General features: G+C 69.6%; 22 protein-coding genes. 12 read left to right on the top strand and 10 right to left on the bottom strand.

What is annotated here, in order from left to right:
• Positions 1-101: 101 nt before the first annotated feature.
• The 3 genes from ACMGER_RS01635 to ACMGER_RS01625 are packed head-to-tail and all read left to right on the top strand — an operon-like array spanning position 102 to position 1,500.
• On the top strand, positions 102-626 hold the full coding sequence (locus ACMGER_RS01635) for a hypothetical protein (RefSeq protein ID WP_436810382.1): 525 nt from the start codon (positions 102-104) through the stop codon (positions 624-626).
• A complete protein-coding gene (locus ACMGER_RS01630; protein ID WP_436810381.1) occupies positions 623-1,078 on the top strand; it encodes a hypothetical protein in 456 nt (151 codons plus the stop codon). The genes ACMGER_RS01635 and ACMGER_RS01630 overlap by 4 nt, the downstream gene beginning before the upstream one ends.
• The gene (locus ACMGER_RS01625; RefSeq protein ID WP_436810380.1) at positions 1,069-1,500 is read left to right on the top strand and encodes a hypothetical protein; all 432 of its coding nucleotides are present in this window, start codon (positions 1,069-1,071) and stop codon (positions 1,498-1,500) included. Before ACMGER_RS01630 ends, ACMGER_RS01625 begins: the two co-directional genes overlap by 10 nt.
• Here the strand turns inward: ACMGER_RS01625 and gspD are convergent.
• Genes gspD through gspG form a run of 5 tightly spaced genes read right to left on the bottom strand, consistent with a single transcriptional unit; the run spans position 1,494 to position 5,713 of the window.
• Positions 1,494-3,563 carry a type II secretion system secretin GspD gene (gene gspD, locus ACMGER_RS01620; protein WP_436810379.1) on the bottom strand — a complete coding sequence of 690 codons (2,070 nt, stop codon included), beginning with the start codon at positions 3,561-3,563 and terminating at the stop codon, positions 1,494-1,496. The two genes, ACMGER_RS01625 and gspD, sit on opposite strands and share 7 nt — an antisense overlap.
• A 14-nt stretch (positions 3,564-3,577) precedes the next feature.
• Complete coding sequence (locus ACMGER_RS01615) at positions 3,578-4,360, bottom strand: type II secretion system protein N (RefSeq protein WP_436810378.1); 783 nt, start codon at positions 4,358-4,360, stop codon at positions 3,578-3,580.
• The gene (gene gspI / locus ACMGER_RS01610) at positions 4,357-4,737 is read right to left on the bottom strand and encodes a type II secretion system minor pseudopilin GspI (protein ID WP_436810377.1); all 381 of its coding nucleotides are present in this window, start codon (positions 4,735-4,737) and stop codon (positions 4,357-4,359) included. The genes ACMGER_RS01615 and gspI overlap by 4 nt, the downstream gene beginning before the upstream one ends.
• A complete protein-coding gene (locus tag ACMGER_RS01605) occupies positions 4,734-5,165 on the bottom strand; it encodes a prepilin-type N-terminal cleavage/methylation domain-containing protein (protein ID WP_436810376.1) in 432 nt (143 codons plus the stop codon). Before ACMGER_RS01605 ends, gspI begins: the two co-directional genes overlap by 4 nt.
• A gap of 59 nt (positions 5,166-5,224) precedes the next feature.
• Complete coding sequence (gene gspG / locus ACMGER_RS01600; protein ID WP_436810375.1) at positions 5,225-5,713, bottom strand: type II secretion system major pseudopilin GspG; 489 nt, start codon at positions 5,711-5,713, stop codon at positions 5,225-5,227.
• A gap of 10 nt (positions 5,714-5,723) precedes the next feature.
• On the opposite strand from gspG, the gene gspL reads away from it, so the two are divergent.
• From gspL to ACMGER_RS01570, 6 genes are all read left to right on the top strand, one after another.
• Positions 5,724-6,875: a type II secretion system protein GspL gene (gene gspL, locus ACMGER_RS01595; protein WP_436810374.1), complete on the top strand. Its 1,152-nt coding sequence runs from the start codon at positions 5,724-5,726 to the stop codon at positions 6,873-6,875.
• On the top strand, positions 6,872-7,363 hold the full coding sequence (locus tag ACMGER_RS01590) for a type II secretion system protein M (RefSeq protein ID WP_436810373.1): 492 nt from the start codon (positions 6,872-6,874) through the stop codon (positions 7,361-7,363). Before gspL ends, ACMGER_RS01590 begins: the two co-directional genes overlap by 4 nt.
• Positions 7,360-8,838, top strand: a complete 1,479-nt coding sequence (gene gspE, locus ACMGER_RS01585; protein WP_436810372.1) for a type II secretion system ATPase GspE — start codon at positions 7,360-7,362, stop codon at positions 8,836-8,838. Before ACMGER_RS01590 ends, gspE begins: the two co-directional genes overlap by 4 nt.
• Before the next feature lie 125 nt (positions 8,839-8,963).
• Positions 8,964-10,187 carry a type II secretion system F family protein gene (locus ACMGER_RS01580; RefSeq protein WP_436810371.1) on the top strand — a complete coding sequence of 408 codons (1,224 nt, stop codon included), beginning with the start codon at positions 8,964-8,966 and terminating at the stop codon, positions 10,185-10,187.
• Positions 10,188-10,356: 169 nt separating this feature from the next.
• A complete protein-coding gene (locus ACMGER_RS01575) occupies positions 10,357-12,624 on the top strand; it encodes an EAL domain-containing protein (protein WP_436810370.1) in 2,268 nt (755 codons plus the stop codon).
• A gap of 366 nt (positions 12,625-12,990) precedes the next feature.
• Positions 12,991-13,521, top strand: coding sequence for a superoxide dismutase family protein (locus tag ACMGER_RS01570; protein ID WP_436810369.1), 531 nt, complete (start codon positions 12,991-12,993; stop codon positions 13,519-13,521).
• On the opposite strand, the gene thpR is transcribed toward ACMGER_RS01570, so the two are convergent.
• The gene (gene thpR, locus ACMGER_RS01565) at positions 13,518-14,054 is read right to left on the bottom strand and encodes an RNA 2',3'-cyclic phosphodiesterase (protein WP_436810368.1); all 537 of its coding nucleotides are present in this window, start codon (positions 14,052-14,054) and stop codon (positions 13,518-13,520) included. The two genes, ACMGER_RS01570 and thpR, sit on opposite strands and share 4 nt — an antisense overlap.
• 118 nt (positions 14,055-14,172) lie before the next feature.
• On the opposite strand from thpR, the gene ACMGER_RS01560 reads away from it, so the two are divergent.
• Both ACMGER_RS01560 and ACMGER_RS01555 read left to right on the top strand, forming a co-directional pair.
• A complete protein-coding gene (locus tag ACMGER_RS01560) occupies positions 14,173-14,901 on the top strand; it encodes a Bax inhibitor-1/YccA family protein (protein WP_436810367.1) in 729 nt (242 codons plus the stop codon).
• Positions 14,902-15,030: 129 nt separating this feature from the next.
• Positions 15,031-15,309, top strand: coding sequence for a hypothetical protein (locus tag ACMGER_RS01555; RefSeq protein WP_436810366.1), 279 nt, complete (start codon positions 15,031-15,033; stop codon positions 15,307-15,309).
• 112 nt (positions 15,310-15,421) lie between these two features.
• On the opposite strand, the gene ACMGER_RS01550 is transcribed toward ACMGER_RS01555, so the two are convergent.
• From ACMGER_RS01550 to ACMGER_RS01540, 3 genes are read right to left on the bottom strand one after another with little or no spacing between them, the layout of a single operon-like run.
• Positions 15,422-16,063, bottom strand: a complete 642-nt coding sequence (locus ACMGER_RS01550) for a DUF4893 domain-containing protein (RefSeq protein ID WP_436810365.1) — start codon at positions 16,061-16,063, stop codon at positions 15,422-15,424.
• A gap of 43 nt (positions 16,064-16,106) precedes the next feature.
• A complete protein-coding gene (locus ACMGER_RS01545; RefSeq protein WP_436810364.1) occupies positions 16,107-16,892 on the bottom strand; it encodes a 3-hydroxybutyrate dehydrogenase in 786 nt (261 codons plus the stop codon).
• Between the two features lie 14 nt (positions 16,893-16,906).
• On the bottom strand, positions 16,907-18,055 hold the full coding sequence (locus tag ACMGER_RS01540) for a patatin-like phospholipase family protein (protein ID WP_436810363.1): 1,149 nt from the start codon (positions 18,053-18,055) through the stop codon (positions 16,907-16,909).
• A gap of 133 nt (positions 18,056-18,188) precedes the next feature.
• On the opposite strand from ACMGER_RS01540, the gene ypfJ reads away from it, so the two are divergent.
• Positions 18,189-19,094, top strand: coding sequence for a KPN_02809 family neutral zinc metallopeptidase (gene ypfJ, locus ACMGER_RS01535; protein WP_436810362.1), 906 nt, complete (start codon positions 18,189-18,191; stop codon positions 19,092-19,094).
• Between the two features lie 578 nt (positions 19,095-19,672).
• On the opposite strand, the gene ACMGER_RS01530 is transcribed toward ypfJ, so the two are convergent.
• On the bottom strand, positions 19,673-20,659 hold the full coding sequence (locus ACMGER_RS01530) for an NADP-dependent oxidoreductase (RefSeq protein ID WP_436810361.1): 987 nt from the start codon (positions 20,657-20,659) through the stop codon (positions 19,673-19,675).
• Between the last annotated feature and the right edge of the window lie 52 nt (positions 20,660-20,711).

Here is a 20,711-nt window from a genome sequence, read left to right as displayed (position 1 = left end):
GGTGAAGCTGCGGTGACACTTTTGTGAAAGCGCGCCAAGGCTTTCGTCAAGGATTAGGGTGGACTGTTCGCGCTCCTCGGAGTCGCCTAGTGGGCGATGCCATGGATCGACCGCCGCCTGATCCCCTGCCGCCGACGCCGAGCCTCGCCGATCGCGTGCGGGAAAGGCTGGCGCGGTCGCGACCCGCCGTCGATCTGCGCGGCGATCGGCGCGCGGGCGTTGCCCTTGCCGTGCTGCTCGCGGCGGGACCGCTGGCGACGTTGCTCGGCGCCCGGCTGATGGAGGATCGCGTGCGGAGCGAAGCCGCCGCGCTTCGTCCCGCCGCCGCGCCGCGATTGGCGGCCGAGCAGAGGCGCAGCGCGGGCCAGGCGGAGCTCGCGCCGCTGCTGATCCGTCCGGGGGTCGGCGCGACGCTGGAGGGGATCGCGCGGGCATTGCCGGCAGAGGCGATGCTGGTTCGGGTCCAGCGCGGCGATGACGGCCGGCTCGCCCTCGATGCAGCAGCGCCGGATCCGGACAAGCTGCGCTCGGCGCTGCGGCGCGATCCGGTGACGGGGCGGCTGCGTGATACCGGCCAGCAGCGCGGCGACGCAGCGATCGTCGTGACGTTCGAGGAAGGCGCATGAAGCCGCCGCTCGTCTGGGGCGCGGCGCTCGGCCTGGTCGCCGCGATCCTGCTGGCGCCGTTCGGACGCGATGCGCTCGGCGACCTCGCGGCGGCGCGGGCCGAGCGCGATCGGCTCGCCGCGGCGATGAGGAACGAGGTTCCGCGATCGGTGGTCGAGGACAGCATCGCCATGCCGGCGGCGGATCGCGATGCGGCCAACCGGCTGCTCGCGGCGCGCGTCCGTCTGCTCGCCGGGCGCGGCGCGGTGCTGGTCGAGGACGCCGCCCCTGCCGCCGATCCGGCCGGGCTGGCGCGGATCAGGGTGCGCTTGTCGGGCTCCGAGGATGCGGTGATCGCGCTCGCCGACACGATCGAGCGCACGCCGCCACTCGCCCGCTTCGCCCATTGGCGGATGGAAGCGAGCGGCGGCGCGGTCCGCCTCCAGGGCGAATTGGTCGCGCCATGGCGCTGAACCGCATCGAGACGGCCGCGCTGGCGCTGGCGGGGGGAATCGCGGCGGCGATGCCGCTCTGGCTGCTCCAGCCGGATCGGGCGGTGGCGCCCGCCGGATCGGCAGCGCCACTTGCCGCACCGCCCCTGCCGCCGCCGCTGACCGCCGTCTTCTCCCGATCCCTGTTCGGTGCGGCGTTACCTGAGGCGGAGGCGCCGCTGCCGCCGGACGCACCCCAGCTCGTCGGTATCGTCGGACGGATCGGCAGCGATGCCGTGGCGATGGTGCGCGGCGCCGATAGCGCCAGCCGCACGCTCCAGCCGGGGGAAGGCATCGACGGCTGGACGCTCGAGTCGCTCGCGATCGACGCCGCCTTCTTCACCCGCGGCGGGCAGCGGCTGCGGGTGCCGCTGCCGGCCGGCGACGAGACCGCGCCTCAGTAGATCCCGTTGACCTCCAGCGTCAGCCGCGGCCCCGGCGGGTTGAGCAGCAGGCTGCGCTTGTCGCGCACGGTCGCCTCGTGGCCGCGCAGCTTGGCGTAGCGTTCGTCGGTCGCCGCCTTTGCCGCCACACCGTCGCGCAGGATGGTCGGCTTCAGGAAGATGAACAGCGTGCGCTTGGTCTGGCCTTCGCGCCGCGACTTGAACAGCTCGCCGAGCACGGGGATGTCGCCGAGCAGCGGCACCTGGCTCTTCGTCTGCTGCCGGTCGTCGGAGATGAGGCCGCCGAGCACGATCGTCTGGCCGTCGTCGGCGAGCACGGTGGTGTTGATCGCGCGCTTCTGGGTGATGATGTCGGCGGCGGTCGACAGCTGCGTCGACGAGATCGCGGACGCCTCCTGGCTGATCTCCAACCGGATCGTGTCGCCGGCGTTGATCCGCGGCAGGACGCGCAGGGTGATGCCGACGTCCTTGCGCTCGATGGTGTTGTAGGGATCGGCGTTGCCGTTGTTGGTGATGATCGATCCGGTGAGGAAGGGCACTTCCTGCGCCACCACGATCTCGCCGACCTTGTTGTCGAGCGTGGTGATCTGCGGCGTCGACAGCAGGTTCGACTTGGTCGAGGTGCCGAGCGCGCGCACCAGGATCGAGAAGTCGTCGCCGATCGCGATGTTGCCGGTGAAACCTTCCCCGAGCACCCTGCCGATGGGAACGCCGAGCAGATCGAGGATTCCGCCGATACCGCCGAGCGCCGGTCCCGGCGAACCGAACGAGGTGCCCGCGCCCTCGACCTGATCGAGTGCCGCGCCAGCGGTGCCGAGTTGCACCGCCAGCGACTCGGCGTCGTCGCCGATGATCTCGGCGATCGCGGCCTCGATCAGCACCTGTGGCCGGCGCACGTCGAGGTCGGGAATCAGCCGCTCGATGTTGCCGACCGCGCTCGGCGTGCCGCGCACGACGATGGCGTTGATGTCGGGCGCGGGCTGGACGGTGATGTCGGGGGTGGAGAAGCCCTGCGGCGTCGCCTCCGGCTGGTTCTGGCCGACGGTGGAGATGCTGCCCGTCGTGCCCTGGCCGGTCCCGCCCGTCAGCGCGGCGGCGGCATTGGCCTGGTTCGACGCATTCTGCGCGATCAGGTTGCCGAGCTGCGCGGTCGGGCTCGTCCCGCTCGCCGATCGGCGCTGCGAGAGGCTGCGCGCCACCGGATTGGTGACGGCGCCCTGCTCGCCCAGGATGCCGCGCAGCACGTCGGTGACCGATTCGGCGTCGGCATAGTTGAGGCGGAACACGCGCGTCACCGGCGTCGCCCCGCCCGGCGCGTCGAGCGCCTGCGCCATCCGCCGCGCTTCGGTGACCGCAGCCGGCGTGCCGCGCACGACGATGCTGTTGCTGCGCGCATCGCCCGCCACGCGCGTGCCTTCGCCCAGCACCGTCTGCAGCGACTGGGCGATGTCGGCGGCATTGCCGTTCTTGAGCACGATGGTGGTGAAGGTCGATCCCCCGCCGCCGTCGAGCGAGCGCGCCAGCGCCTCGATGCGGCGGACGTTGTCGGCATAGTCGGTGACGACGATCGCGTTGGGCTGGGTGAGCGGCTCGACCGAGCCGAAGGTCGCGACCAGCGGCCGCACGATCCGCGCCGCGTCGGCCGAGGGAACATTGGCGAGGCGGATCATCCGCGTCACCAGCTCCTGCCCCCCGGCACCGCGGCTCGGCACGCCGCCGTCGCGCACCGCAGTGGCCGCCGGCACGATCCGCCAGGCGCGGCCCGATCGCACCGCCGCGAAGCCGTTGGCGCGCAGCACCGACTGGAACAGCTCCCAGACCCCGTCCTGGCTGAGCGGGGTCGCGGAGGTGACGGTGACGACGCCCTTCACCGCCGGATCGAGGATCAGCGTCCGCCCGGTCAGCCGGCTGATCTGCTCGGCGACGTCGGCGATCTCGACGCCGCGCATGTTGACGACGATGTCGTTCGGCGCGCCCTGCGGCTCGGGCGGAACGGTCTGCGCGCTCAGCACCGGGCTCGCCAGCATCAGCGCGAGCATGGAAAGGCGAATCGGATGGGCCACGGCGGGGATGCTTCCTAACGGATGGGGACGGTGAGCGTCAGCCGCTTGCCGTCGCGAAGGACCTGGATCTGGGCGGTGCCCTCCTGCTGCGCCTTCAGGAAGGCGTCGCGGGCGGTGTCGGGATTGGCGAGCGGCGTGCCGTTGACGAGCTGGACGACGTCGCCGGCCTGGAGTCCGGGCGGGGCGCCCTCGCCGATCTGATAGCCGCCGGAGACCGGCCGCGCGTCGAGCCGCTGCATCAGCGACGCGGCGGAAGGCGGGGCGGGCGGCGGTGCGGGAGTCGCGGCCAGCGGCGCCCCGCCGGGGACTGGGGACGAGGGCGCCGGCGTCGGACTCGCCTGGGCCAGCGGATCGGGAAAGGCGAGCGATTCGAGCCGGCCGTTGTTGCGCAGCAGCACGCGCTTGGGCTCGATCGTTTCGATGACGGCTCCGGCAACGTTCTCGCCGACGCGATACGCCTTGGTCTCGCTGCCGGCGGCGATGAAGGCGCTGGCGAGCTCGGCCGGCCGTGCGAACACCAGCCCCTTGAGCTCGATCTGGAGCGTCGTCGGCACCGCTCCGTCGCCGGGAGCGCCGCGGCCGAACGGCGCGAACGCGAGCGCCAGCGCAAGGTCGGGCGGCGGCGGGGCGAGGCGGGCGGTCACCGGCACGCTCACCGCGCCGGTCCCGGCGTGGCCGGCGAGCCGCCAGGTGAGGCCGGCCAGCGCGAAGGCTACCGAGACGATCACCAGCCCCGTCAGTACGTCGAGCGCGAGCTTGACGCGATAGGGGGTGAGCTGAAAGCGGCCCGGAATCATGAGCGCCGCGCCTCCCGCGGCCCTAGGTCGAGGAAGCCGTCCAGCACCGCCGACGGAGCCTTCTCGCCAGCAGCGAGCACCTGCACCCGCACCTTGGCGATCTCGGGATCGTCGGTGGCGGTGCGCGTCACGCCGACCTGCCAGTTCCGTCCCAGCATCGCCACCTGGTCGCCGCCGGTGACGCCGAGCGCCAGCTCGGCCATCCGGTTCTCCGCCACCCACATGGCGGCGGCGCGGCGCTCCATCGCGCGGGTCGAATCGATATGCTGCTCGACCGCGCCGATCAGCCCCACCGCGGCGATCGCGAGCACCACGAGCGCGACCAGCGCCTCGATCAGCGAGAAGCCTTCGTCGCCGGTCCCCCCCGCGCGCGTCATGAGGGCGCCGCCGGCATGGCGACGGCGGTGAGGCCGTCATAGCGGACGATCCAGCGCTGCCGTCCGCTGGTGACGGTGGCGACCAGCGGCTTGGCCGCGCCGTCGAGCCCCAGCACCAGCGGCGGCGCGGCGGAGAGCGTCATGGTGATGCCGCCGGGCAGCCGGTGCGGGTCGATCTCCGGCCGGCCGCCGGGGATGGCGCCGTCGGCGTCGACCTTGGCGAAGCCGTAGCCGCCCTTGTCGGCGGTGAGCGCGACCATGCGGTCTCCCAGCATCGCGTCGTCCGCCGCCGCCTGCAGCCGGAGCGCGAACCGCCGTGCCTCGCTCTCGACCGAAGGGGCACGGGTGGCGGCGCCGACGCTCAGCGACACGGCACTCGCCGCGATGCCGATGATCACGAGGACGATCAGCACCTCGACGAGGGTCATGCCCAATTCCTCCCCGAGCTCGCTCGGGGAGGAATAGGAGGAACTGGAGACACCCAACCTCACTTCTTCCCCACGATATCCGCGTCGAGCCCCTCGCCGCCCGGCTTGCCGTCCTTGCCGAGCGACATCAGCCGGAATCCGCCGGGCGCGGGCGACTCATAGACATAGGGATGCCCCCAGGGATCGACCGGCACCTCGGGCAGATAGCCCTCGGGCGACCAGGCCTGCGGGAGCGGCGGGGTGACCGGCTTCTCCGCCAGCGCCTTCAGCCCCTGCGCGGTGGTCGGATAGTCACCGTTGTCGAGCCGGTACATCTTGAGCGCGGCGGCGATGGTGCGCAGGTCCGTGGTCGCGGTGGTGACGCGGGCCTGGTCGGGCCGGTTGATGACGTTGGGGACGATCAGCGCGGCGATCAGCGCGATGATCACCAGCACCACGATCATCTCGACCAGGGTCACGCCCGCCTCGCCCTCGCGGGGCACTCGCACCTTGCGGGCGGCGGCAAGCGCTGCCACGGTGTCACGAAACTGTCGGAAAACAATGCGCATTCGCGGTCCCATGGCCCTCGCCCGTGACACATCCATTACAGCGGAAGCGTGGGAAAACGCCAGCGCCCGCGCGCGCTCGTCCGACAGGGGCGGCGGACCCGCCGGAGTCTGGACGCTCGACGGCGATGCGCTGACCGCCGCCGACGAGGACGGACCCGCCACCGTGCTAGTCCCGACCGAGGCGGTGCGGCTGGTCGCCGTCGACCTGCCGGTCGCCGGACGCGCCAGGCGGCTGGCGGCGCTGCCCTTTGCCGTCGAGGACCTGATCGCCGAACCGATCGAAAGCGTGCATCTGGCGTTGGGTGCGGAAATCGCGCCGAAGCGCTTCCTGGTCGGCGTGGTCCGGCACGACCGCATGGCGGAGTGGATCGCGCGACTCGAGGACGCCCGGCTCGATCATGCCGCGCTGGTGCCCGACGCGCTCGCGCTGCCGCGGCCGGGCGACGGCGAATGGGCGGTCGATCTCGGCACCATCCGGGCGGTGGTGCGCGCGGGCGACGGCACCGGCTTCGCCATTCCGGCTCCGATGCTGCGCACCGCCTGGGAGGCGGCCGGGCGCCCCCGCGCGATGGCTTATGGTGCGCCGCTGCCGGAGGAGATGGCGGGCGGCACCGGCGGCATTCCTGCCGAGCCGCTCGCGCGCCGCGTGCTCGATCCCGCGCTCGATCTCCGGCAGGGTCCCTACGCCCGCCGCCGCGGCACGGTGCCGGGCTTCGGTCGGCGTCTGGCGATGATCCTCGGGCTCGGTCTGGTTGCGCACACCGGGATCGCCGCCGCCGACACGCTGATGCTCCAGCGCATCGCCGACCGCCGTGCCGACGACCTCAAGACGCTTGTCGCCGCCACGGCGCCGGGCGCGAACCTCGCCGGCGACGACCTTGCCGGCACCGTCGCCGACATGCTGCCGCCGGCCGGCGCGGGGGCAGGGGGCGCCGATCCCTTCCTGCCGGTGGCGGCGCGCATCTCGACCGCACTGGCCCCGCTCGGCGGCACGGTCCCGGTCAAGGCGATGAGCCTGGCCGACGGTGTCTTCATCATGGCGATCGACTCGACCGATCCTGCGCTTGCCACCCGCATCAACGCCGCGTTGCGCGAGGCAGGCGTCGAGGCGAAGGTCGCGACGCAGGGGGACGGTATCCGTATCACCGCGGAGGCGGCATGACCGCGTTGCGCCTCGCCGAATCGCCGATCGCCGCGCGCTTGGCCGGCTGGTGGGCCGGCCTCAGCCGACGCGAGCGGATCATGGTCGGCGGGCTCGGCATCGTGCTGGCGCTGCTGGTCCTGATCTACGGCGTGGTGAAGCCCTTGCAGGCCGCCCGCGCCCAGGCGCTGGCCGACATCCGCACCTATGACACGCTCAAGGCGCGCATCCGCGCCGCCGGCGCGCTCAACTCCAATCCCGGCCCGCCGCCGCGCATCGGCCCGCCTGCAAACGTCGTCACCGCATCGGCGAACAGCTTCAACCTGACCGCGCAGATCGAGCCCATGCCGGGCGGCGTGCGTGCGACGGTCGCGGAGGGCGGCTATGATGCGGTGATGAACTGGCTCGCCGACATCGCCCGCACCAGCAACCTGTCGGTCACGCGCGTCGACATCCGCAAGCGCCCTGCGCCCGGCATGGTCAGTGCGACGGTGGAGTTCCGCGGATGACCGACACGCTGGTCGCCGCACCGCCGCGGCTCCCCTACGCCTTCGCGCGCCGCAACGGCGTGCTGCTTCAGGCCGATCCGGGCGGCATGGTGTGCCTCCACCGCCCCGACGCCTCGCTCGACGCGATCCTGGAGGTGCAGCGCATCGCCCCCTGGACCGATTTCGTCCCCGTCACGGAGGAGGCGTTCGCCGCCGAGCTGTCGCGCACCTACGGCGAGGGCGCCGCGCAGGCCGCCGAGTTCGAGATGGACGCGACCGACCTCGCCGCGCTCGCCGATTCGGCCGCCGCGGTCGACGACCTGCTCGACTCCCGCGACGATTCGCCGGTCATCCGCCTGATCAACGCGCTGCTGCTGGAGGCGATCAAGGAAGGCGCCTCCGACGTCCATGTCGAGACCACCGAGAAGCGGCTGGTGGTCCGCTTCCGCATCGACGGCGTGCTGCGCGACATCGTCGAGCCGCAGCGCGCGCTGGCGCCGCTGCTGGTCAGCCGCATCAAGGTGATGGCCAAGCTCGACATCGCCGAGAAGCGCGTGCCGCAGGACGGCCGCGTGACCCTGCGCATCGGCGGCCACGACGTCGACGCGCGCGTGTCGACCATCCCGACCCAGCATGGCGAGCGGGTGGTGATGCGCCTGCTCGAGAAGGGCTCGCTCAAGCTCGACCTCGCCGGGCTCGGCATGAGCGAGCGCGACCAGCAGGTGTTCACCCGCCTGCTCGACCGGCCGCACGGCATCCTGCTCGTCACCGGCCCGACCGGATCGGGCAAGACGACGACGCTCTACGCCGCGCTCACCCGCCTCAACGACCGCAAGCGCAACATCATGACGGTCGAGGATCCGATCGAATACGAGCTGCCCGGCGTCGCCCAGACCCAGGTCAACCCGCGCACCGACATGACCTTCGCCCGCGGCCTGCGCGCGATCCTGCGCCAGGACCCCGACGTGATCATGGTCGGCGAGATCCGCGACCACGAGACCGCGGAGGTCGCGGTGCGATCGGCGATGACCGGCCATTTCGTGCTGTCGACGCTGCACACCAACAGCGCGATCGGGTCGGTCACGCGCCTGATCGACATGGGCGTCGAGCGCTACCTGCTCGCGCCGATGCTGGTGGGGCTGGCGGCGCAGCGGCTGGTGCGGCGGCTGTGCCCCGACTGCCGCTGGCAGGACGTCGCGACCGAGGCCGACTCGCGCCTGCTCGGCGGCGAGCTCAAGCCCGGCAAGCCGATCTGGCGCGCGGGCGGCTGCGACCATTGCCACGGCGAGGGTTATCGCGGCCGCGCCGGCATCTACGAGGTGGTGGCGGTCGACGAGACGCTGCAGGCGATGATCCACGACGGCGCCTCCGAAGCCAAGCTCGAGAAGGAGGCGCGCAGGAAGAACCCGTCGCTGCTCGACGACGGCGTCGCCAAGGTCCGCGCCGGCGTCACCACGGTCGAGGAGGTCGCGCGGGTGACGCGCGAGGAGGGGTAATGTCCGCTCCTAACCGTCATGCCGGACTTGTTCCGGCATCCACCCCTCCTCGTGGAGGACGGTATGCGGTGGCGCGGTGGACCCCGGAACAAGTCCGGGGTGACGCCGGGGGCAGGGGCTGACCGATGCCCGCCTACGCCTACAAGGCCGCCGACCGCAGGGGCACCACCCGCAAGGGCATCGTCGAAGCCTCGTCCCCCGTCGCCGCCCGCGCGCTGCTGCGCGAGCAGGCGTTGCTGCCGCTGTCGGTCGAGCCCGCCGCGCAACGTCGCGCGAGTTTCGGCGAGCTCCGCCTGCCGCGGCTGCGCAGGGGCATCACATCGCGCCAGCTCGCCACGCTCACCCGCCAGATCGCGACGCTGGTCGGCTCGGATATCCCCATCGAGGAGGCGCTCCGCCTCGTCGCCACCCAGTCCGAATCGGGCGCGGTGAGCTCGCTGCTGCTCGACGTGCGCGGCGCCATCCTCGACGGGCGCAGCTTCGCGTCGGCGCTCGGCAATCACCCCAGGGCATTTCCGGAATTCTACCGCGCCTCGGTCGCGGCGGGCGAAAGCTCGGGACGGCTCGCGCACGTCCTCAACCACCTCGCCAACTTCGTCGAGACGCGTCAGGCCAATGGACAGAAGCTCCAGCTCGCGCTGCTCTATCCGGCCTTGCTCGCGGTGGTGTCGGTCGGCGTGATCGTAATGCTGATGATCTATGTCGTGCCGGACATCGTCCGCGTGTTCGTCTCGCGCGGCGCCGACCTGCCGTTCCTGACCCGCGCGCTGATCGCGATCTCCAGCTTCCTCCAGCATTACGGCTTGTGGCTCGGCCTCGCGATCCTGATCGCGGCGCTCGTGTTCGGCCGCTGGGCGAGCGTTCCCGCCAACCGCCTGAAGCTCGACCGCTTCTTCGTCGAGCGCCGTCCGTTCCGCCGTTTCGTGCGCCAGCACAATGCCGCGCGCTTCGCCGGCAGCCTGGCGACGTTGGTCGAAAGCGCGGTGCCGCTGGTCGAGGCGCTCCAGGCGGCCGCCGCGGTCACCCCCAACCGCTGGGTGCGCGCGCGTGCGTTCAACGTCGCGATGCGGGTGCGCGAGGGCCTCAGCCTCCGCGCGGCGATGAGCGAGGCCAATGTCTTCCCGACGATGCTGACCGCGCTGGTCGCGAGCGGCGAGAGTTCGGGCAAGCTCGCCCCGGCGCTCGGCCGCGCCTCCTCGGAACTCGAACGCGAACTCGACGCGCTGGTGTCGACGCTGGTCGCGCTGGTGGAACCGATGGTGCTGCTGCTGATGGGCGGCATGGTGCTGCTGATGGTGCTCGCGATCCTGCTGCCGATCATCAACCTCAACAATCTGGTGACGCTCTAGGCCGAATAGCACCTGTCCTCGATGCGCTGATTCCTCCTGTTGTCGGACCGGCGGGCAAGCTTTGTTAACCAAAGTGCGCTAGCTCCGTTGGGTGATCTTTGGCCGCATCTTGCCGCTTGCGAAGCCGCGGAGCCGTTTGGCTGTCCCTGGGAGGGGGCCGGCGCACTCGTTGAACCCAGCGAAAATCCTGCTGTGGGCTGCTCTTGCGGGCCTGATCACCGGCATCCTCGGCCTCGGCTTGCCGCTCGAGGAATACTATCGGATGGCTCGCAATGCCGCGCGAACGCATCCCCCGTCGGGGGATATCGTGGTCGTTACGATCGACGATCGTAGCCTCGAGCAGGTGGGAAGATGGCCTTGGCCGCGGACGCGTCATGCTGAATTGGTGGATCGACTGAACGCCGCGGGCGCAAAGCGGATATTCTTCGATGTCTTCTTCAATGCACCGGGCGATTCGGTCGAGGATCGCGTTTTCGCCGATGCGATGAAGCGCTCGGGCAATGTTTATCTCGCTGCGTTAGGCGCAAAAAAGCGTGTCGGCGGCGTTACGGAGAAGCTGCCGATCCCGCTGTTCCGTACGGTGAGCAGGGTCGTCAGTGCCAACGCCCGCTACACCGGCATAATGTCGATTCCGACACTGCCGTACGCCAGCTATCTGCAAGGCAGCGAGACGCCTTCGATCGCTGCGGCCATCGCAGACGTGCAGGGCAGTCCGGATGTCCAGTTCCCGATCGATTATGCGATCGATCTCAACCTTATCCCGACTGTCAGCGCCGCCGAAATCTTGACCGGCTCGCCAGCGCTTTCGAGACTCCGCGGCAAGGAGGTCCTCATCGCCATTGCATCCCAGGAGATGGGAGATGTCTATTATGTCCCCGGCAAGGGACAGGTGAACGGCGGTTTCATCCAGGCCCTCGGCGGGGAAACGCTCAAAGAGGGGCGTCCGATCGATCTCGGCTGGTTGCTGCCACTTGGCGGTAGCGCCCTCTTCATCGCGACCTATTTGTTTGCCCGACGGCGTTGGATCGGCCGCTGCGCACTGGCCGCTGCAGTGCTCGGCATCACTGTCGTGCCCTACGTGGCAGAGAGCAATCTGATCTTCCTGCAAGTCATCCCGGCCGCCCTGCTGATCGGGATCGTCGTGGTAAGCCAGGCTTGGGCGAGATTTCGCAATTCGTACAAAGTTCGCGGAAACATCAATGCTCTATCCGGTCTTCCGAATCTTAATGCGCTGCGCGGGGAGAACGTGCCGGGCAGCGCGGTGCTGGTTGCCGCGCGGGTGCGCAACTACGCTGAAATCAGCTCGGCTCTTCCGCCCGAGAGCGAGCGTGCGCTGATCAATCAGATTGTCGCGCGATTAGCGCTCGGGGCCAGGGGCGCGCGCATCTACCAGGGGGACGAGGGGATCTTCGTCTGGGTTTCCAACGCTGAAATCGCCGGCGCCGACCAGTTGGACGCGCTTCACGCGCTGTTCCGCAGCCCGGCTCTGCTCGATGGCCGTGCAGTCGACCTCGCCGTCACTTTCGGCGTTGACGCAGGGAATGACCGTAGCCTAGCCAATCGAATCGCCGCCACGCTCGTCGCGGCGGATGAGGCGGCGGCCGAAGGGTTGCGCTGGAAGGCTTACGATCCTGCGAAACTCGCCGACGCCGAATGGAAGCTGTCGCTGCTCGGGCGGCTCGATGCTGCGATCGACAGCGGCGAGATCTGGGTCGCCTATCAGCCGCAGCTCGATCTTTCGACAGGACGGATCGTGGGGGTCGAGGCGCTGGTGCGCTGGTCGCATCCGGAAAAGGGCGAGGTCAGTCCGCAGGAATTCGTGCTCGCCGCCGAGCAGCACCATCGCATCGACAAGCTCACCGAGTTCGTCCTGTCCGACGCGATCAAGACCGCAGCCTCGTTCGCAGTGCGCGGCGTGGAGCTCGATGTCGCCGTCAACGTCTCGGCGCGATTGCTCGAAAAGCCGGGATTGGTAGCGCTCGTCCGCAGGCTGCTCGGCGAATCGCATCTCGCTCCGGAGCGCCTGACGCTGGAAGTGACGGAATCGGCCGCCATGGCGAGCGGCCGCGCGTCGATTCGCACGTTGGAGGAAATCGGCTCGCTCGGAATCAACGTGTCGATCGACGATTATGGCACGGGCTTCTCGACGCTCGAGTATTTCAAGCGGATTCCCGCCACCGAGGTGAAGATCGACCGCAGCTTCATCGCGGCGCTGGACCGCAATGCCAGCGACCGCGTGATGGTGCGCTCGACGATCGAACTGGCGCACTCATTGGGTAGGAGCGTCGTTGCGGAAGGGGTTGAGAACCATGAAGTTCTCGCCGCGCTGACGAAACTCGGCTGCGACCGCGCGCAAGGCTATCTGATCGGACGGCCGATGAAACTAATGAATTTGACCAAACTGCTGTTGGAGGACCGCAAATCAAATGCCGGCTGATGTCCCAAATTAAGATTCCGGAAATGGTAAATATATTGTAAACAAGTCGCCGCTTTGGTAGAAGCTCCCTTGCGTGTCGTCCCGTGACGGCACAGAAAGACTCTTCAGGGAGCTGAGCGATGAAGAAGATGCAGCGCCCGGCGCGCGGTGTGTGGGACTGGCTTTCGGTCGGCCATTGGGGCGGCAACGACGGCGGTACCGGCGTGAACGGCTAAGCCTCACGCTATCCGTTAAAGGACAGAAGCCCCGGCTCCGGTCGGGGCTTTTTTTCTTGCCAGGCGTCCCGTGCCGGCACAGAAGCCGGCATCCGGCCGGAACCTCCGTCCTGCCGGACCATTTCTGCGGTGGAACAAGGGAGAGATGGCGATGACCAGGATGCTGGCGGCGGCCGCGTTGCTGATCGCGGCGGGATGCGCAAACCAGGGGACGACGTCGGCCGAAGCCGCGGCGCCTGCGGCCGGTTCGGCGGTCGCGGATCTCGCCGATGCGAAGGGTACGCCGGTCGGACGCGCGGTCGCCACCGAGCACGGCGGCATGATCCACCTCAGCGTCGAGGCGCGCGCGCTGCCGCCCGGCGTGCACGGCATCCACGTCCACACCGTCGGCCGTTGCGATCCGCCCGATTTCACCACCGCCGGCGCGCACTGGAATCCGGCGGGCAAGATGCACGGCACCGAAAATCCGCAGGGGCCTCATGCGGGCGACATGCCGAACCTGACGGTCGGGGCGGATGGCCGCGGCAGCCTGACGATCATGCTGCCGTCGGGAACGCTCGACGGGATGCTCGATGCCGACGGCGCGGCGCTGGTGATCCATGCCGCGGCGGACGATCTCAAGACCGATCCGTCGGGCAACAGCGGCGCGCGCCTCGCCTGCGGCGTGTTCCGCCGCGCCTAACCCGCGAGCGGGTAGCGTGCGACCGGCTCGTAGGCAGCCCGGCTGCGGCCGAGGTGGCTTTCGAACAGCAGGAAATGGTCTAGGGTAAAGGGCGGGCCGGCGAGGCCTGCCTGATCGCCGAGGAAGCGCTCGACCGCCTCGCGCTGGACGTTCAGCCGCGCCAGCGTGACGTGCGGCAGATAGGCGCGGCGCTCGGGCGCGCAGCCGGCGCGGACCAGCGCCGCGTCGACCTTGTGATGAAGCGCGGTGATCGCCTCGTGCGGCCGGATACCCGCCCACAGCGCGTTGATCCGTCCGCGCCTGTCGAACGCGCCGACCCCGGAGACCGTCAGGTCCAGCGGCGGCGCATGAATCGTACCCAGCGCCGTGGCGATATCGTCCGCCTGCGGCCGGTCGACCTCGCCGATGAAGCGCAAGGTGATGTGGAGCTGATCGTCCTCCTGCCAGCGCGCGCCGGGGATGCCGCCCATCGCCCGGAGCAGCCTGTCGCGCACCGTCCCGGGCGGCCTCAATCCGACGAAAAGCCGATGCATGATTTGTGTCTAAATGTTGCCAAGCGCGGAAGCGATCCCGGTTTCGCTTGAAAGCGGCCCCGCCAAGGGCGATATTCAGCGCATCCGGCACATTGCCGGGCAAAGGAGCTGTTTGAAAATGGCAAACTGGTCTGACCCCCGGATGGGCGCCGCGAACTTCGCGCCGGCCGCCGCGCGCGCCGGCGCGTATGACGAGGGGCTCCGGTCCTACATGCTGTCGGTTTACAACCGCATGGCCTCGGGCGTGCTGCTGACGGGCATCGTCGCGCTGGTCTTCGCCTATTCGGGCGCGGCCGCCACGGTGATGGCGACCCCGCTCGCCTGGGTGATCATGCTGGCGCCGCTCGGCTTCGTGTTCGCGCTGAGCTTCGGCGCGAACCGCATGGCGACGAGCACGATGAGCCTGCTGTTCTGGGCCTTCGCGGTGGTGATGGGCCTGTCGCTGTCGACGGTGTTCCTGGCCTATACCAACACCTCGATCGCGGGCGCCTTCTTCGCGACCGCGGCGGCGTTCGCCGGCCTCAGCCTCTACGGCTACACGACCAAGCGCGACCTGGCGCCGTTCGGGACCTTCCTGATCATGGGCCTGGTCGGCCTGATCGTGGCGAGCCTGGTGAACCTGTTCCTGCAGTCGGGCACGATGGGACTGGTGATCAGCGCGATCGGCGTGCTGCTGTTCGCGGGCCTCACCGCCTATGACACGCAGAAGATCAAGAGCCTCTACTTCCAGGTGCAGGGCACCGAGATGGCCGGCAAGACCGCGATCCTCGGCGCGCTCAACCTCTACCTCGACTTCATCAACATGTTCCTGTTCATCCTCCGCCTGTTCGGCAGCAGCCGCAACTGACGGAAACGGGAACGGAACCACCTTCGGCCCGGCGGGGAAACTCGCCGGGCCTTTTCATTTCCGCGGCCGGGCGTCGGAACGCGCCGCCGCCGCCGTTCGTTTCTCTTCTGAAACGCCAGGAGAGAGGCCGTGAACGAGGTGAAGGACAAGCTCGACAAGAAGACGTCGGCAGCGCCGGACGCCGCCAAGGCGCCGGGGCAGAAGCGGGACGCCGGCCATGACGAGTCGATCGAGGAGCGGCTCCGACGCCGTCCCGACAGCCGCGAGGCACGGCTTGACCGCGCGCTCGACGAGTCGATGGACGCGAGCGATCCGCCCGCCTCGACCCAGCCGATCCATAGCCACGAACCGCCCAAGTCGTCGGGCTACAGCGAAGAGGAAGAGCAGGCGCGGCAGGAGGATGCCTGACGCAATCTCCGGGGCGGCAAGGTCCGCCGCCCCCTTCCACTGTCATCATGTGATGGCAGGGATTCGCCACTCCTGCGGCCTGAGCTCCTGCCTTCGCAGGAGCGCGACTGCTTCAATCCGAACCTAACCTGGCTGGCACCAGCTCCACGACGTCCAGGATCGATTCATAAGCCGGATAGGGCAGGGCGACCCGCCAGCGGCGGTCGCCGATGCGCTCGACCACACCAACCATGTCGCGTGCATCGTCGCGGCCATATTGGATTTGCACCGTTTCGTCGCCAAGCATCAGCGTACCGAGGAAGATCGCGCGCGCGTTGCCGTCGCGATAGATGCGGCCGATCGGGCGCTGCGGACCGTCGCTCTTGCGGAAGCTCAGAACTTCGCCCTCCGCCTCGATCCGGCATTGCGACCAGGGATAGGCCGTGAATTCCGCGGCAGCGGATCCGGCCCTGGCGCCAAGCTTGAACGTGCGGCATCGATAGTCCCCTGCCGGCGGCATCGCCCCGGTGAGCGCCAGGTCGGGCTCGAACAGCGCGCCGCCGGCGGCGATCTCCGCACCCTTGCCGGCGCCGCGGACCTTGGCGAGCGCCTCGATCCACGCATCGCGCCAGCGCCGCAGCCGGTCGCGGTCGGCATCGGTGGCGACCGTGCGCCAGTTCGCATGGATCGGCTCGGCGGTCGTGCAGACCTCCTCCGCCTTGCCCGCGCAGGCGGCGAGCAGCGAACAGGCGAGCAGGGCGGGGAGGCTGCGCATCGGGAGCGACTGTGCCCGTCCGCGGCGCCGCTGCCAAGCGCCTCTATTCGGCGGTCCAGCCGCCGTCGACGGTGAGGTTGGCGCCGGTGATCTGCGCCGCCTCGTCGCGGCACAGGAACAGCGCGAGCGCGGCGACCTGATCGGGCTGGACGAACTCCTTGGTCGGCTGCGCCTCGAGCAGCACGTCTTTGATCACCTGCTCGCGCGTCAGGCCGCGCGTCTTCATCGTGTCGGGGATCTGGTTCTCGACCAGCGGGGTCCAGACATAGCCCGGCGAGATCGCGTTGACCGTGATCCCGAACGTCGCCGTCTCCAGCGCCACTGTCTTGGTGAGGCCGGCGATGCCGTGCTTGGCGGCGACATAGGCCGACTTGTTGGGGCTGGCGACCAGGCTGTGCGCCGAGGCGGTCGAGATGATGCGGCCCCATTTCCGCTCCTTCATGTGCGGCACCGCGGCGCGCATGACGTGGAAGGCGGAGGACAGGTTGATCGCGATGATCGCATCCCATTTGTCGATCGGGAAGTCCTCGATCGGCGAGACGTGCTGGATGCCGGCGTTGATCACGACGATGTCGGGGCCGCCGAGCTCGTCGTGGCAGCGCCGGACCATCGCCGCGATCTGGTCGGGCTGGGTCATGTCGGCGGCGTCGTAGAGCGCGCCCGCGCCGCTCGCCTCGGCGAGCTTGGCGCGTTCGGCCTCGATCGCCGCGGCGTCGCCGAAGCCGTTGATCACCACCGCCGCGCCCTCCGCCGCGAACGCCTTGGCATAGGCGAGGCCGATGCCCGAGGTGGAACCGGTGACGAGAGCGGTCTTGCCCTTGAGGAACATGCGATACTCCTGGCTTAGCGGCGGGTGAGGTCGAAAGCGGCGGTCCTGCCGTCGAGGATGTTGCTGGCGACCAACTGCGCGTTGGCGATCGACTCGTTCACCGCGGCGCGGCCGGCGGTCCAATGCTCGCGCATCGTTCGCGCCGAGAATTCGAAATCGCGCGCGCCGCCTTCCCAGGCATTGGCGCGGTAGATCAGGTGGACGACGTTGACCGGCCATTCGTCGGCCTCGTCGGCGAGCCTGCGGATCTCCGGCATCTCGCACAGGTCCGGGGGCAGCTTGGCGAGCATCTTGCGGATCGCCTCGCGCTCCTTGCGCAGCTTCAGCCGCTCGTCGGAAATGGCGCGGGTGCGGCTGGAGAAGCGGATCTCCTTCTCGCGCGCCGCGACGTCGAGGATGGTGCGCGGCATCTCCGCCGTCGCGGAGAACAGGTCGACCTGGAACACCAGCGTGTCGCAGCTCTGGTGGTCCAGCACATGCGTCAGCGGCGTGTTGGAGACCAGTCCGCCGTCCCAATACCAGCGCCCGTCGATCTCGACCGGCGGCAGGCCCGGCGGCAGCGCGCCGGATGCCATGACATGGCGCGCGTCGATGCGGTCGGTGGTGGTGTCGAAATAGCGGAAGTTGCCGCTCTCGACGTCGACGGCGCCGACCGACAGCCGCACCGGCCCGGTGTTGAGCAGGTCCCAGTCGACCAGCGCGTCGAGCGTCTTCGCGAGCGGCGCCGAATCGTAGAAGCTGAGCGCCTCCGGTGTGCCTGGCGTCGCGAACATCGGCGGGACGGGGCGCGGCGCGAAGAAGCCCGGCACGCCCATCAGCATCACCGCGCCCGCCGACCATTCGTGGACGAACTCGCGGACCTGGTCCTGCGGATAGATGGGGAAGCTCGGCAACGCCGAGGTCGCGGTGTCCCAAAAGGCCTGGAGGCGCTCGAGCCGCCGCTCGGGCGGATTGCCGGCGACGATCGCGGCGTTGACCGCGCCGATCGAGATGCCGGCGACCCAGTCGATCTCGACGTCGGCCTCGCCCAGCGCCTCGATCACGCCGGCCTGATAGCTGCCGAGCGCGCCGCCGCCCTGGAGCACCAGTGCCACGCATTCCGGCAACGGCAGCGCCGCCCGCGAGCGGGTCGGGCGTTTCGCCTGGGACTCGGCATCGGCCATCGCCATCCTCATGCCGCAGTGCAGCGAGTCGGGGCAAATGAAATCCGGTCGCGTTTGCGGCGAAGGGAAGCGATTGCAACCGCGGCCATCCCGGCGCATTCATTGGCCACAGGCAATCAGGGGAGGCCGGGCGATGCGGCTCGACGATCTCGATCCTAGCGAAAACGTCCGTGATCTGGGGTCCGGCGGCAGGGGCGGAGGCGGCGGCTTTCCGCTCCTCGGCCTGCTGCCGTTGCTGCTGGGACGGCGCATGGGCTGCGGCACGATCGGCCTGCTGGTGGTCGTCGGCGTCGTCTATCTGATGATGAGCGGGGGAGGCGGCGGCTTGCTCAGCGGTGGCGGAAGCTCGCTCGCACCGACGCAGCAGGGCCCGTCGACCGCAGGCGGTACCGGCGCCAAGGTCTGCAATACGGCCGAGCGGCTGTTCTCCTGCCGCGTGCTCGCCAGCACCGAGCAGGTGTGGGGCAAGCTCTTCGCCGCGAGCGGGCAGCGCTACCAGCCGCCGACGCTCAATTTCTATCAGGGCGGAACCCAGTCGGGTTGCGGAGCGGCAAGCTCGGCGGCGGGTCCCTTCTACTGCCCGCCCGATCAGGGCGTGTACCTCGACACCAGCTTCTTCGACGAGCTCCAGAACCGCTTCGGCGCCAAGGGCGATTTCGCCGAGGCCTATGTGATCGCGCACGAGGTCGGTCATCACATCCAGACGCTGACGGGCACCTCGCAGCAGGTGCAGCAGGCGCAGCAGCGTGCCGGGCGCGTGCAGGGCAACCAGCTCTCGGTGCGGCTCGAGCTGCAGGCGGATTGCTACGCCGGCGTCTGGGCCAAGCAGAGCGGCCGCCTGGAGCCCGGCGACATCGAGGAGGGCATGACCGCCGCCCGCGCGATCGGCGACGACACGCTCCAGCGGCAGGCGCAGGGGACGGTGGTGCCCGACAGCTTCACTCACGGCAGCTCGGACGAACGTATGCGCTGGCTCCGCCACGGGCTGGAGACCGGCGACCCGGCACAGTGCGACACGTTCAGCGGGTCGATCGACTAGGGGGAACAAAGCTCCTCCCCGGTACGGGGAGGGGGACCGCTGCCGAAGGCAGTGGTGGAGGGGGCGGGCCGCAAGCGAATCGCCAGGACGAGGGCCCCCTCCACCAAGCCGCTACTCGTCTTGGTCCCCCTCTCCGTGCCGGGGAGGAGCTTTGTTCCCGTAACTTGGGCCGCTAGACGGCGCGCTCGATACGCCAGGCTTGATCCGGAACCCGGATGGCCGCCTCTCGCTCTCTTGCAATGTAGGATTTCGCCTGCTTGGCTCGTCTGGCCCGAGCCGCGCAAGGCGCCGGTCCGCTCTTTGATCCCGTCGATTCCATCCCGCGTCACACCGCTGCCGCATCCCTGGCGCGCCGCTGTCGCGTCACTGCCGCGTCCCCGCTGCATCGGCGTCGCCTACCTGCCGCGTCCGCGCCGCTTTCCGAGCGTCGGGCTCGCAAACACTGCCCCGAGTCAATTTAGTCAACATTTTCGGGCGATCCGATACCGGAGCCGCCCGTCCGGATCGCGGCCGATCTACCCGTGACTTTCGTGACCTTCGACGGATTTCCGCGGGTTTCCGTCGCCTGTCGTCGCCTCTCAGAGGCGCACCAGCATCTTGCCGGTGTTGGCACCGCTGAACAGGCCGAGGAAGGCACCGGGCATCGCCTCGATCCCGTCCACCACCGTCTCCTCGCGCTTGAGCTGTCCGGTGGCGAGCATCGCTCCCATGTCGCGGTAGAACTCGTCCGCGCGGTGCATATGGTCGAAGACCAGGAAGCCGGCGATGCGGATGCGCGCGGCGATCACGCGGGCGAGGTGGCGCAGCCTCGTCGGCTCGGCGCTGTTGTAGATATCGATCATCCCGCAGATCGCGAAGCGGGCATGGAGCCGCGCGGCGGCGAGCGCGGCATCGAGATGGTCCGCGCCGACATTGTCGAAATAGACGTCGATGCCGTCGCTCGCCGCCGCGCGCAGCCCGTCCAGCACCGGCCCGGCCTTGTAGTCGATCACCTGGTCGGCGCCGAGCGAGCGCACCCAGTCGCATTTCTCCGCCCCGCCCGCCGAGCCGATCACCGTCATCCCCTTGGCCTTGGCGATCTGGACGACGGTCGATCCGACTGCGCCCGCCGCGGCGGAGACGAACACCGTCTCGCCCGGCTTGGCGTCCGCCACGTCGAGCAGGCCGAAATAGGCGGTCATGCCCGGCATCCCGAGCTGCCCGAGGAACGCCTGCGGCGGCACGTCGAGCGTCGGCAGCTTCTGCGCTTCGCCCGCGGGCAGCGCCGCCTCCTCGCGCCAGCCGCGCATGTGCTGGACGAGATCGCCCGGCGCGAAGCCTTCGGCGCGGCTCTCGACTATCTCGCCGACCGCGCCGCCGGTCATCGGTTCGCCGAGCGCATAGGGCGCGGCATAGCTCTTCGCGTCGCTCATCCGGCCGCGCATGTACGGGTCGACCGACAGCCACAGGTTGCGCACGCGGATCTCGCCCTCACCGAGTGCAGGCGGATCGATCTCCCTGAGCGCGAAGTCGCCGGCTTGCGGCAGACCCTGAGGGCGGCGTTCGAGGGTCCAGGCACGGGGCATCGTCACTCTCCCATTCAATTTTTTCGAAGTATGGGTATGATCGACGCGCTTG

The sequence above is a fragment of the Sphingomonas astragali genome, from assembly GCF_051400615.1.
Taxonomy (GTDB): domain Bacteria; phylum Pseudomonadota; class Alphaproteobacteria; order Sphingomonadales; family Sphingomonadaceae; genus Sphingomonas.
The sequence above is the reverse complement of the archived record's forward strand: the minus strand, read 5'-3'. Positions and strand labels throughout refer to the sequence as shown.